The 12,061-nt window shown below is 56.9% G+C and carries 10 protein-coding genes; 5 read left to right on the top strand and 5 right to left on the bottom strand.

Going from position 1 to position 12,061, the window contains the following annotated elements; translation table 11 throughout:
• The first annotated feature begins 46 nt into the window (after positions 1-46).
• Positions 47-1,162 carry a macrolide transporter subunit MacA gene (macA, locus tag ACOTX4_RS03525; RefSeq protein WP_017384842.1) on the top strand — a complete coding sequence of 372 codons (1,116 nt, stop codon included), beginning with the start codon at positions 47-49 and terminating at the stop codon, positions 1,160-1,162.
• On the top strand, positions 1,159-3,099 hold the full coding sequence (macB, locus tag ACOTX4_RS03520) for a macrolide ABC transporter ATP-binding protein/permease MacB (protein WP_023324397.1): 1,941 nt from the start codon (positions 1,159-1,161) through the stop codon (positions 3,097-3,099). Before macA ends, macB begins: the two co-directional genes overlap by 4 nt.
• A gap of 70 nt (positions 3,100-3,169) precedes the next feature.
• Here macB and cspD read toward each other — a convergent pair whose 3' ends face one another.
• A complete protein-coding gene (cspD, locus tag ACOTX4_RS03515) occupies positions 3,170-3,391 on the bottom strand; it encodes a cold shock-like protein CspD (RefSeq protein ID WP_006809408.1) in 222 nt (73 codons plus the stop codon).
• A gap of 267 nt (positions 3,392-3,658) precedes the next feature.
• Between cspD and clpS the strand changes: the two genes are divergently transcribed.
• The 3 genes from clpS (at position 3,659) to ACOTX4_RS03500 (ending at position 7,155) form a co-directional block, all read left to right on the top strand.
• Entirely contained in the window at positions 3,659-3,979 is a 321-nt protein-coding gene (gene clpS, locus ACOTX4_RS03510) for an ATP-dependent Clp protease adapter ClpS (protein WP_006174393.1), read from the top strand.
• Between the two features lie 27 nt (positions 3,980-4,006).
• Positions 4,007-6,286 carry an ATP-dependent Clp protease ATP-binding subunit ClpA gene (gene clpA / locus ACOTX4_RS03505; RefSeq protein WP_006809407.1) on the top strand — a complete coding sequence of 760 codons (2,280 nt, stop codon included), beginning with the start codon at positions 4,007-4,009 and terminating at the stop codon, positions 6,284-6,286.
• 419 nt (positions 6,287-6,705) lie between these two features.
• On the top strand, positions 6,706-7,155 hold the full coding sequence (locus tag ACOTX4_RS03500) for a hypothetical protein (RefSeq protein WP_048243704.1): 450 nt from the start codon (positions 6,706-6,708) through the stop codon (positions 7,153-7,155).
• Between the two features lie 71 nt (positions 7,156-7,226).
• Here the strand turns inward: ACOTX4_RS03500 and infA are convergent, their stop codons facing one another.
• From infA to cydD, 4 genes are all read right to left on the bottom strand, one after another.
• The gene (gene infA, locus ACOTX4_RS03495) at positions 7,227-7,445 is read right to left on the bottom strand and encodes a translation initiation factor IF-1 (protein ID WP_002211347.1); all 219 of its coding nucleotides are present in this window, start codon (positions 7,443-7,445) and stop codon (positions 7,227-7,229) included.
• A gap of 284 nt (positions 7,446-7,729) precedes the next feature.
• Positions 7,730-8,434, bottom strand: coding sequence for a leucyl/phenylalanyl-tRNA--protein transferase (aat, locus tag ACOTX4_RS03490; protein ID WP_032608953.1), 705 nt, complete (start codon positions 8,432-8,434; stop codon positions 7,730-7,732).
• Between the two features lie 45 nt (positions 8,435-8,479).
• Positions 8,480-10,201, bottom strand: coding sequence for a heme ABC transporter ATP-binding protein/permease CydC (cydC, locus tag ACOTX4_RS03485; protein WP_023315743.1), 1,722 nt, complete (start codon positions 10,199-10,201; stop codon positions 8,480-8,482).
• Complete coding sequence (gene cydD, locus ACOTX4_RS03480) at positions 10,201-11,967, bottom strand: heme ABC transporter permease/ATP-binding protein CydD (protein WP_023324401.1); 1,767 nt, start codon at positions 11,965-11,967, stop codon at positions 10,201-10,203. The genes cydC and cydD overlap by 1 nt, the downstream gene beginning before the upstream one ends.
• Between the last annotated feature and the right edge of the window lie 94 nt (positions 11,968-12,061).

Raw genomic sequence — 12,061 nt, 5'->3', positions numbered from 1 at the left:
ATAAAATCAACGGTGATGATAGCCAGAACAACTATTTGGAATATTTATGAACCTGAAGGGAAAACGCAGAAAGCTGTTTCTGCTGCTGGCGGTAGTGGTGTTAGCGGGCGGATTCTGGTTATGGAAGGTACTGAACGCGCCGGTACCACAGTATCAAACGCTGATTGTTCGTCCGGGCGAGCTGCAACAAAACGTGCTGGCGACGGGGAAACTGGATGCCCTGCGTAAGGTTGACGTGGGCGCGCAGGTCAGCGGTCAGCTTAAAACCCTGTCAGTTGAGATTGGCGATAAGGTTAAAAAAGGCCAGCTGCTGGGCGTGATCGATCCTGAGCAGGCGCAAAACCAGATCCGCGAAGTGGAAGCGACGCTGATGGAGCTGCGCGCGCAGCGCGCGCAGGCTCAGGCGGAGCGTAATCTCGCTCAGGTCACCCTGACGCGCCAGCAGGCGCTGGCGAAAACGCAGGCCATCTCGAAACAGGATCTGGACACAGCCGCCACGGAGCTGGCGGTGAAGCAGGCGCAGATTGGCACCATCGATGCGCAAATCAAACGGAATCAGGCCTCGCTGGATACGGCGAAAACCAACCTCGATTACACGCAAATCGTTGCGCCAATGGCCGGGGAAGTGACGCAGATAACCACCCTGCAAGGCCAGACGGTCATCGCCGCGCAGCAGGCGCCAAACATCCTGACCCTGGCGGATATGAGCACCATGCTGGTGAAAGCCCAGGTATCCGAAGCGGACGTCATTCACCTTAAGCCGGGGCAGAAAGCCTGGTTTACGGTGCTGGGCGATCCACAAACCCGCTATGAGGGCGTGCTGAAAGATATCCTGCCGACGCCGGAAAAGGTCAACGACGCCATCTTCTACTACGCGCGTTTCGAGGTGCCAAACCCGCAGGGCGTGCTGCGTCTGGACATGACCGCCCAGGTGCATATCCAGCTGACCGGCGTGAAAAACGTGCTGACGGTTCCGCTCTCCGCGCTGGGCGAATCCGCCGGGGACAATCGCTACAAGGTGAAAGTGCTGCGCAACGGCGAAACCCGCGAGCGGGAAGTAGTGATTGGCGCGCGTAACGACACCGACGTGGTGGTGGTAAAAGGGCTGGAAGAGGGTGAAGAAGTGGTCACCAGCGAAACCCTGCCCGGAGCCGCGCAATGACGGCGCTGCTTGAGCTGAATGACATTCGTCGCAGCTATCCGTCCGGCGACGGGCCGGTGGAGGTGCTGAAGGGCATCTCCCTGCGCGTTGAAGCCGGTGAAATGGTGGCGATTGTCGGGGCGTCGGGCTCGGGTAAATCAACGCTGATGAACATTCTTGGCTGTCTGGATAAGCCCACCAGCGGCACCTATCGCGTGGCCGGGACGGATGTTTCCACCCTGGACGGCGACGCGCTGGCGAAGCTGCGTCGCGAGCATTTTGGCTTTATCTTTCAGCGTTACCATCTGCTTTCACACCTGAGCGCGGCGCAGAATGTGGAAGTGCCGGCGGTGTATGCGGGCGTCGAGCGCAAAAAACGCCTTGAACGCGCGAAGGCGCTGTTAACGCGTCTTGGGCTGGCGGAGCGTGTTGATTATCAGCCTTCGCAGCTTTCCGGCGGTCAGCAGCAGCGCGTGAGTATTGCCCGCGCGCTGATGAACGGCGGACAGGTGATCCTCGCCGATGAGCCAACCGGTGCGCTCGACAGCCATTCCGGTGAAGAGGTGATGGCGATCCTGCATCAGCTTCGCGATCAGGGGCATACGGTGATTATCGTCACCCACGATCCACAGGTCGCGGCGCAGGCGGAACGCATCATCGAGATCCACGACGGCGAGCTGGTCAGCAACCCGCCGCCGCGTCAGTCCAGAGCGGCGGCGGCGAAAGAAGCTTTGCCTGCGTCCACCGGCTGGGGCCAGTTTTCCAGCGGTTTCCGCGAGGCGCTGAACATGGCCTGGCTGGCGATGGCGGCCAACAAAATGCGCACTCTCCTGACCATGCTCGGCATCATTATCGGTATTGCCTCGGTGGTGTCGATTGTGGTGGTGGGCGATGCGGCGAAACAGCTGGTGCTGGCGGATATTCGGGCCATCGGGACTAACACCATCGACGTTTACCCCGGCAAAGATTTTGGCGACGACGAGCCGCAGTATCAGCAGGCGCTGAAATACGACGATCTGGCGGCTATTCAGAAGCAGCCGTGGGTGAACTCCGCCACGCCTGCCGTGTCGCAAAACCTGCGTCTGCGCTACGGCAACATTGACGTGGCGGCCAGCGCTAACGGCGTCAGCGGAGATTACTTCAACGTCTACGGCATGACCTTTAGCGAAGGGGCGACCTTCAACGCGGAGCAGCTGGCGGGCAGGGCGCAGGTGGTGGTGCTGGACGCGAACTCGCGCAGACAGCTTTTCCCCAATAAAACCCGTGTAGTGGGGGAAGTGATCCTGGTGGGTAACATGCCCGCCACGGTGATTGGTGTGGCGGAAGAGAAACAGTCCATGTTTGGCAGCAGCAAGATCCTGCGCGTCTGGCTGCCATACAGCACCATTTCCGGGCGCATTATGGGGCAGTCCTGGCTTAACTCCATTACCGTGCGAGTGAAGGAGGGCTACGACAGCGCGCTGGCGGAACAGCAGCTTGAGCGGCTGTTAACCCTGCGCCACGGGAAAAAGGATTTCTTCACCTGGAACATGGACGGCCTCTTGAAAACGGCGGAAAAGACCACACGTACTCTTCAGCTGTTCCTGACGCTGGTGGCGGTGATTTCGCTGGTCGTCGGCGGGATTGGGGTGATGAACATTATGCTGGTGTCGGTGACCGAACGTACGCGGGAGATAGGCATCCGCATGGCGGTCGGGGCCAGAGCCAGCGACGTGCTCCAGCAGTTTTTGATTGAAGCGGTGCTGGTGTGTCTGGTGGGAGGCGCGATGGGGATTGCGCTTTCGATGATGATCGCCTTCGCGCTCCAGCTCTTCTTACCGGGCTGGGAAATTGGCTTCTCGCCGATGGCGATCCTGACGGCGTTTTTATGTTCCACCTTCACCGGTATTCTTTTCGGCTGGCTGCCGGCGCGAAACGCGGCGCGGCTCGATCCGGTAGATGCGCTGGCGCGGGAATAGCCCGAAAATAAAAATGCCAGCCGATCGGGCTGGCATTTTGCCTGCGGGGTGTACACAATGAATCAGAGAGCTATGCAACCGTTTCTGCTTCAACGGGCACGATAAGACTGGCGTGATTGCCTTTTGGCCCCTGGTGTACATCGAACCGGACGGACTGCCCGGCTTTGAGCGTCCTGTAACCATCCATCTGAATGGTGGAATAGTGAGCGAAGATATCCTCGCCGCCGCCTTCGGGGCAAATGAAGCCAAACCCCTTGGCGTTGTTGAACCACTTAACAGTACCCATTTCCATGCTTCGACATCCTTCGTAAATCTTATAAATTAAGATGGAATGAACCGGTGGTGGAGTGGGGGCTGTTCAAAACCTCGCCAACTCACGCTTGTACAATTTAGAGAAACGGAAGAAGCCGTCAAGCGTTTGGCGCTGGAGTTGGGACAATAATCAACCAAAATTTGAGGCAGTTAACGCTATTGCAACAGTTTGTGACAGACATCGCGGATGACAGTAATAGATGATTGTTATCTAACATCTGAGGTAGATTCAAAGTGGTTATGCATAATGGGTAAGACCAACGATTGGCTGGATTTTGACCAGCTGGCGGAAGATAAAGTGCGCGACGCGCTAAAACCGCCATCTATGTATAAAGTTATGTTAATGAACGATGATTACACGCCGATGGAATTTGTTATTGACGTGCTACAAAAGTTCTTTTCTTATGATGTTGAACGTGCAACGCAACTGATGCTTACCGTTCATTATCGTGGCAAAGCGATCTGCGGCATCTTCACTGCCGAAGTCGCGGAAACCAAAGTAGCGATGGTGAACGACTATGCGAGGGAGAACGAGCATCCGTTGCTGTGTACGCTGGAAAAGGCCTGATAAGGCATAAAATTGGGGGAGGTGCCTATGCTCAATCAAGAACTGGAACTCAGTTTAAACATGGCTTTCGCCAGAGCGCGTGAGCACCGACATGAGTTTATGACCGTCGAGCACCTGCTGCTCGCACTGCTTAGCAACCCATCTGCCCGCGAAGCGCTGGAAGCCTGCTCCGTGGATCTGGTGGCGCTACGTCAGGAACTCGAAGCCTTCATCGAACAAACCACACCGGTGCTGCCAGCCAGTGAAGAAGAGCGCGACACGCAGCCGACGCTCAGCTTCCAGCGCGTGTTGCAGCGCGCGGTTTTCCACGTCCAGTCTTCCGGACGTAGCGAAGTGACTGGCGCCAATGTCTTAGTCGCCATCTTCAGCGAACAGGAGTCCCAGGCGGCCTACCTGCTGCGCAAACACGAAGTCAGCCGGCTCGACGTGGTTAACTTCATCTCTCACGGAACGCGAAAAGACGAGCCTAACCAGGCATCGGATCCCAGCGGACAGATCAACAGCAATGAAGAGCAAGCAGGCGGGGAGGATCGTATGGAAAACTTCACCACCAACCTTAACCAGCTTGCTCGCGTTGGCGGTATCGACCCGCTGATTGGTCGCGACAAAGAGCTGGAGCGTGCCATCCAGGTGCTGTGCCGTCGACGCAAGAACAACCCGCTGCTGGTGGGGGAATCTGGCGTGGGTAAAACCGCGATTGCCGAAGGGCTGGCCTGGCGCATTGTGCAGGGCGACGTGCCGGAAGTGATTGCCGACTGCACCATCTACTCGCTGGATATTGGCTCGCTGCTGGCGGGCACCAAATACCGCGGTGATTTCGAAAAACGTTTCAAAGCGCTGTTAAAACAGCTGGAGCAGGACACCAACAGCATCCTGTTTATCGATGAGATCCACACCATCATCGGCGCAGGTGCGGCCTCCGGTGGCCAGGTGGATGCCGCTAACCTGATCAAACCGCTGCTCTCCAGCGGCAAGATCCGCGTGATGGGCTCCACGACGTACCAGGAGTTCAGCAACATCTTTGAGAAGGATCGTGCGCTGGCGCGTCGTTTCCAGAAAATCGACGTTACCGAGCCGTCGGTTGACGAAACGGTGCAGATCATCAACGGCCTGAAAACCAAGTACGAAGCACACCACGACGTGCGTTACACCGCGAAAGCGGTCCGTGCGGCGGTGGAGCTGGCGGTGAAATACATCAACGATCGTCATCTGCCGGATAAAGCGATCGACGTGATTGATGAGGCAGGTGCGCGTGCACGCCTGATGCCAGCCAGCAAGCGTAAGAAAACCGTGAACGTGGCGGATATCGAGTCCGTGGTGGCCCGCATCGCGCGTATTCCTGAGAAGAGCGTTTCTCAGAGCGACCGTGATACCCTGCGCACCCTCGGCAATCGCCTGAAAATGCTGGTCTTTGGTCAGGATAAAGCCATTGAGGCCTTAACCGAAGCGATCAAGATGGCCCGTGCTGGCCTGGGGCATGACCACAAGCCGGTTGGTTCCTTCCTGTTCGCCGGTCCGACCGGCGTGGGGAAAACCGAGGTGACGGTTCAGCTCTCCAAAGCGCTGGGCATTGAGCTGCTGCGCTTTGATATGTCCGAGTATATGGAGCGTCACACCGTCAGCCGTTTGATTGGTGCACCTCCGGGCTACGTGGGCTTTGACCAGGGCGGCCTGCTTACGGACGCGGTTATCAAGCATCCGCACGCGGTCCTGCTGCTCGATGAAATCGAGAAAGCGCACCCGGACGTGTTCAACATCCTGTTGCAGGTGATGGACAACGGGACGCTGACCGATAATAACGGGCGCAAGGCCGATTTCCGCAACGTGGTGCTGGTGATGACCACCAACGCGGGCGTGCGGGAAACCGAGCGTAAATCCATCGGCCTGATCCACCAGGATAACAGCACCGATGCGATGGAAGAGATCAAGAAGATCTTCACGCCGGAGTTCCGTAACCGTCTGGACAACATTATCTGGTTCGATCACCTGTCTACCGAGGTGATCCATCAGGTGGTGGACAAGTTCATCGTCGAGTTGCAGGTTCAGCTGGATCAGAAAGGCGTGTCGCTGGAAGTGAGCCAGGAGGCCCGCAACTGGCTGGCTGAGAAAGGCTACGACCGTGCGATGGGCGCCCGTCCGATGGCGCGCGTGATTCAGGACAACCTGAAGAAGCCGCTGGCGAACGAGCTGCTGTTTGGCTCGCTAGTGGACGGCGGCCAGGTAACGGTAGGGCTGGATCAGGCGAAGAACGAACTGACGTACGATTTCCAGAGTGCGGCGAAGCACAAGCCGGAAGCGGCTCACTGAGTGAATTGAACGTTAATGTTAAAAACCGGGCGAATGCCCGGTTTTTTTATGCCTGCTTTTCCCCCTCTCCCTGTGGGAGAGGGTTGGGGTGAGGGCAACAGACCGCAGAGGAATTTTGCGAAGCGCTTTCCAGTTTCGTACTACGTTGGTTGCTGGATAAATCTACAGTAATAAAATGGCGGCGCACCTGCAAAATCAGGTGCCGGGATTGGCGTCCTGAAAGTGTGTGAGCAGCAGTATGCTGCAGGCTTCGTTCGCCCTAAGGAAAAGGGTATAATTCTGCATCTGGCGGGCGAATCGGAAGCTTCTTTTGAAGCGCCAGTAGCACACACACTGGTACGCCAATTCCTTTTCGTCCGCCGCCAGCAAATTGGCGTTTCCTGCGGTGGTAAATTCAAAGTGTGTGAAGGAATTACCCAATGAATACAGAAAACAATTTCGCCCATTTCTACACTGAACTCTCACTCAACCCCGCTCTCCCCACCCTGGCCGAGCGCTGCAAACTGCTCACCGAAATCCTCCTCGACTGCAAATCACTTCCGCAAACGCAGCCCGTTTGCCGTTGCCTCGGAGCCTACCTGGAAGAGGTGAAATCCGGCCTCACAGAGTCAATGCGTGATTTTCAGGTGGTTGAATTTGAGGACGACGCGGAGCAACCGCGACAAAAAGAGTGGCTGCTGGAAGATACCGAAACGAAATGCGACTACTGCCGGGCGTTAAACCATGTGCTGCTGGTATCGCATGTTGACCGCGATATGCTGCCGCACCTGACGGGACTGCTGCATGACATTACCCACGCGATAGCTGAAGATTTAATCGTACCTATGAACCCGTGCATGACTATACATCTGCCGACACAGCCACACTAAGACCATAAATAAAAAAGGCCGGGAATAACCCGACCTTTTAAATATTCATCTGCCATTACAGGCGAAAACAATTAGCGACTACGGAAGACAATGCGGCCTTTGCTCAGGTCGTACGGGGTCAGTTCAACAGTCACTTTGTCGCCCGTCAAAATGCGGATATAGTTTTTGCGCATTTTACCGGAGATGTGCGCAGTTACCACGTGACCGTTTTCCAGTTCTACGCGAAACATGGTATTAGGCAACGTATCAAGTACGGTACCCTGCATTTCAATATTGTCTTCTTTGGCCATCTAATCCTCTGGGGTATCACTACCAAGTTTTGAACCGGCAAGATAATGCCGAAATTCCTCAATTAAGTAAAGAATTGCGCGTTTAAAACGCAGCAAAACAGTCTCAGCGTATTGCCCAAGCGTCACGGTATAACCGAACGGAAAGCGCATTCGTAAAGGGGAGACGACAGGATAAACGTCAGGACGTTATCTGAAGCGAGGGTCCCAAACGGCGGCGGGGCAACAGGCAGAAGCTACTCTGCGGCATAATTATAACACCCTCATAAAAAATATGCGGAAAACATTTAGGCATTGGGCATAAAGAGCGCTCTGGGAACCCAAAAATCGCGTGGAAGGGTCTCTTTTCGGCATTGTTCAAGGTGTTCGATATAGTGTCGGCGGGAGATTTCAACGGCGCCGAGCGAGGCGGTGTGCTCATTCAGCACCTGACAATCCATCAGCCGTCCGCCACGTCGGGCAAATTCCTCGCTAAACACCAGCAGCGCGGTTTTTGACGCATTCGTGGCACGGGAGAACATCGACTCGCCGCAGAACAGCGTGCCCTGCGCCACGCCGTACATTCCGCCGACGAGGTTATCCTCTTTCCATACTTCAATAGAGTGCGCGTAGCCCAGCTCATGAAGCTGGTGGTAGGCGATAATGATATCGCGGGTTATCCAGGTGCCTTCATGACGATCTTCAGCGCAGCCTTCGATAACCTGGCCGAAGGCGTGATTGAGCGTGACGCGAAAGGGTGATTTTGCATGAAACCGCTTCATGCTGCGGCTCAGGTGAAACTGCCCAGGCCACAGCACGGCTCGCGGGTCGGGAGACCACCATAAGATCGGGTCGCCAGGCGAAAACCAAGGGAAGATGCCGCGCTGGTAAGCCATTAAGAGCCGTGCCGGGCTGAGATCGCCGCCCAGAGCCAGCAAGCCGTTAGGTTCACGCAGCGCCCCCTCCGGTGAAGGGAACGCAATATTATGGCGAGAAAGCTGCACCAGGCGCATGACAACAGAACTCCAGTACGCGAGAGAGGACGCTACAAATATAGTCTACAGGCGCTGTTTAAACTGGTAGTAGCGACCCTGTTTTGCCAGCAGCTCTGCGTGACTACCTTGCTCAATTATGTGTCCGTTGTCCATCACAATTATCTGATCGAAATTCACCAGCCCGCGCAGACGGTGCGTGACCATCAGTACGGTTTTACCTTTCATCACATTCGCCAGTAAATCAAGGATTTGACTCTCAGTCGTGGCATCCAGTCCTTCTGTCGGTTCATCCAGCAACATCAGCGGCGCATCGTGCAGCAGCGCACGCGCAATGGCCAGACGACGCAGTTCGCCACCGGAAAGCTGTCGACCCCCTTCACCCAGCCAGCTGTTCAAGCCATCGTCTTCAAGCAGCTTGTGCAGCCCAACCTGCTCCAGCATTGCCCGCAGCGTATCGTCGGAGGCGTCTGGTGCCGCCAGAAGAAGATTATCGCGCAGCGTAGCGCTGAACAGATGCACCCGCTGGGGCACGACGCTGACCGTTTTACGCAAGGCCGCTTCGCTAAAACCAGACAGCGGAACGTCGTTAAACCGAATCTCGCCCTGCTGTGGGTCCCACGCGCGCGTGAGAAGTTGCAGAAGTGTCGATTTTCCACATCCCGTACGGCCAAGGATCGCAATGCGCTGCCCGGCATCAACAGAAAGGGTGATGTCTTCCAGCGCGTTTTGCGCCGGCTTGTCGTAGGCGAAAGTGACATTGCTGAGCGTCAGCGCGACCTGCTCCGGCACAGCGGTTTGACCCGCGCTGAACTTCACTTCCGGCTCCTGCTCGGCAATATCCGTAATGCGCAGCGCAGAGGCAATCACCTGGCCGAGATGCTGAAAGGCGCCCGTAACCGGGGCTAAGGCTTCAAAGGCTGCCAGGGCACAGAAAACAAACAGCGCAATTAGCGGGCCAGGCTGCGCGTTATCGCCCACGCCACCGGAGGCCATCCAGAGCATGGCGATTACGGCAATCCCACCAATTAACATCATCAGCGCCTGGGAGAAAGCGGTCAGTTCAGACTGGCGACGCTGGGCTTCATGCCAGTTCAGCTCCGTATTTTCCATGCGGGCGCGGTAGCGCTTGCTGGCGCCAAAAAGGGTGAGCTCGGCCTGTCCCTGCAACCAGGCAGTGAGCTGCTGGCGGTATTCTCCGCGCAGGCGCGTCAGGTTTTCCCCGGTGGTTTTACCTGCACGATAAAACAGGGGTGGCAGAATAATCAGCGTCATCAGCATGATGCCGCCGAGCGTCAGTGCGATGGGAACATCCAGGAAACTCAACCCCAGCGTGACCACGACAATCACCACAAACGCGCCCACCATGGGTGAAATGACGCGCAGATAGAGGTGATCCAGCGTATCCACATCTGCGACCACGCGGTTGAGTAATTCGCCCTGTCGAAAACGTGCCAGCCCGGCAGGGGAGAGGGGTAGCAGTTTGCTGAACGTATAAATACGCAGGTGTTGCAGCACGCGGAAGGTCGCGTCGTGGCTGACCAGACGCTCGAAGTAGCGCCCGGCAGTTCGCGTAATCGCCGTACCGCGCACCCCGGCGGCAGGCAGCATGTAGTTAAAGCTGTACAGCCCGGCAAAGCCTGCGGCCGCAGACGCGGAGAGGAACCAGCCGGAAAGCGTAAGCAGACCGATGCTGGCCAGCAGCGTGACGATCGCCAGCACGATCCCGAGCGTCAGCATCCATTTGTGGCGTTTATACAGTGCAAGATACGGAAGCAGGGCGCGCATCAGATATCCTCCTGACGGTTCGCCAGCAGGGTCGCAAACGGCCCCTGCGCGGCAACAAGCGCGGCGTAATCGCCTTGCTCAACAATGTGTCCGTTTTCCATCACCCAGATCTGATCCCAGTCGGCAATACCTTCCAGCTGGTGAGTCACCATCAGGGTGGTTTGCTGGCGTGAGGCTGCGTTAAGCGCATCCATCACGCGCTGCTCGCTGTGAGCGTCCAGGCTGGCGGCGGGTTCGTCCAGCAGCATTAGCGAAGAGGGGTTCAGCAGCGCACGGGCAACCGCGACGCGCTGTGCCTGGCCTACTGACAGCCCGGCAGACTGATCGCCAATGACGGTATCGATACCCTGCGCAAGCAGCGGCAGAAACTCGCTGACCCAGGCGCGGTCGAGGACCGATTGCAGCTCATCGTCACGCGCATCCGGGCGTGCCAGCAGCACATTCTCGCGAAGCGTCGGAGCTGGCAGCTGCGGGTTTTGCCCCACCCAGCTTAGCTGTTTACGCCAGGCATCAGGATCGAGCTCGCGCAGCTCCGTTTTGTTGATACGCAGCGATCCGGTGTACGCCATAAAACCTGAAAGCGCATTCAACAATGAGCTTTTACCTGAGCCGCTGGTACCCACCAGCACCACACGTTGCCCGGCAGGCAGGGTAAAGTTCAGCGGACCGGCCAGTACTTTGCCTTCAGGCGACAGAACAGAAAAATCCTGTGCTTCAATGGTCACCGGATCGTTCGTATTCAGCGTTACCTCACCACGCTCCGGATGCGCCAGCGGCGTTTCCATGAAGGTTTTCAGGCTGTCGGCAGCACCCACCGCCTGCGCTTTGGCATGGTAAAAGGTGCCGAGATCGCGAAGCGGCTGGAAAAATTCTGGGGCCAGGATCAGCGCCAGGAACCCAGCGGAAAGCGTAACCGCCGTACCGTAGTGACCAAAGTCCAGCGCGCCGAGGTAGGAGAAACCAAAGTAAACCGCCACCAGCGCAATCGACAGGGAGGTGAAAAATTCAAGTACGCCAGAAGAGAGAAAGGCCATGCGCAACACTTCCATGGTGCGCTGACGAAAATCCTGCGACGCCAGGCGAATGTTTTCGGTTTCCGCTTCACCACGACCAAAGATCCGCAGGGTTTCCATACCGCGCAGACGGTCCAGGAAATGACCGCTCAACCGACCCAGCGCCAGGAAGTTGCGGCGGTTAGCATCAGCCGCGCCCATGCCGACCATCGCCATAAACAGCGGGATCAGCGGGGCGGTCCCCAGCAGGATCAGCGCCGCCACCCAGTTAACCGGGAAGATGGCGATAACAATCATCAGAGGCACAAACACCGCCAGCGCCATCTGCGGAAGATAACGCGCGTAGTAATCGTGCATATCGTCGATTTGCTCAAGGATCAGCGTCGCCCAGCTACCGGCCGGCTTGCCCTGGATCCACGCAGGCCCGGCTTCTGAAAGCCGATCGAGCACCTTGCGGCGGATCTCATAGCGGATGTGCTGCCCGGCATGGAACCCAACCCGCTCGCGCAGCCAGACCACCCACGCACGCAGAACGAAAACCAGCGCCAGAACGATAAACGGCAACAGCAGCGCTTCGCGCGGGATGTTCTCCATGATCATATGGTTGAGAATGCGGGCCAGCAGCCATGCCTGGGCAACAATCAACAGACCGCTGATAAATCCCAGAACGCGGGAAATCATAAGCCAGCGGCGGGACAGAACGCTTTGCTGTTTCAGCCAGCGGGTTAACTCTTGTTGACGGGTTTTTTCCATTGCGTACTTTGCAGGTGACGTTATAAGAAATTAGACATCTGCATGTTACACGTGAGCAAAAATAAAGGCGACCAGTGGCCGCCTTTATTTACGT

This window comes from Enterobacter cloacae complex sp. IR5459, assembly GCF_049238005.1.
Classification (GTDB): Bacteria; Pseudomonadota; Gammaproteobacteria; order Enterobacterales; family Enterobacteriaceae; genus Enterobacter; species Enterobacter hormaechei_C.
Note: the sequence above shows the minus strand (reverse complement) of the source record. Positions and strands in the feature narration are given on the sequence as shown.

What these genes read in the sequence shown, in the direction of transcription:
- macA (WP_017384842.1), top strand. Translation starts at nt 47, where the DNA reads ATGAACCTGAAGGGAAAACGCAGAAAGCTGTTTCTGCTGCTGGCGGTA.
- clpS (WP_006174393.1), top strand. Translation starts at nt 3,659, where the DNA reads ATGGGTAAGACCAACGATTGGCTGGATTTTGACCAGCTGGCGGAAGAT.
- aat (WP_032608953.1), bottom strand. Translation starts at nt 8,434, where the DNA reads ATGCGCCTGGTGCAGCTTTCTCGCCATAATATTGCGTTCCCTTCACCG.
- clpA (WP_006809407.1), top strand. Translation starts at nt 4,007, where the DNA reads ATGCTCAATCAAGAACTGGAACTCAGTTTAAACATGGCTTTCGCCAGA.
- macB (WP_023324397.1), top strand. Translation starts at nt 1,159, where the DNA reads ATGACGGCGCTGCTTGAGCTGAATGACATTCGTCGCAGCTATCCGTCC.
- ACOTX4_RS03500 (WP_048243704.1), top strand. Translation starts at nt 6,706, where the DNA reads ATGAATACAGAAAACAATTTCGCCCATTTCTACACTGAACTCTCACTC.
- cydC (WP_023315743.1), bottom strand. Translation starts at nt 10,201, where the DNA reads ATGCGCGCCCTGCTTCCGTATCTTGCACTGTATAAACGCCACAAATGG.
- cspD (WP_006809408.1), bottom strand. Translation starts at nt 3,391, where the DNA reads ATGGAAATGGGTACTGTTAAGTGGTTCAACAACGCCAAGGGGTTTGGC.
- infA (WP_002211347.1), bottom strand. Translation starts at nt 7,445, where the DNA reads ATGGCCAAAGAAGACAATATTGAAATGCAGGGTACCGTACTTGATACG.
- cydD (WP_023324401.1), bottom strand. Translation starts at nt 11,967, where the DNA reads ATGGAAAAAACCCGTCAACAAGAGTTAACCCGCTGGCTGAAACAGCAA.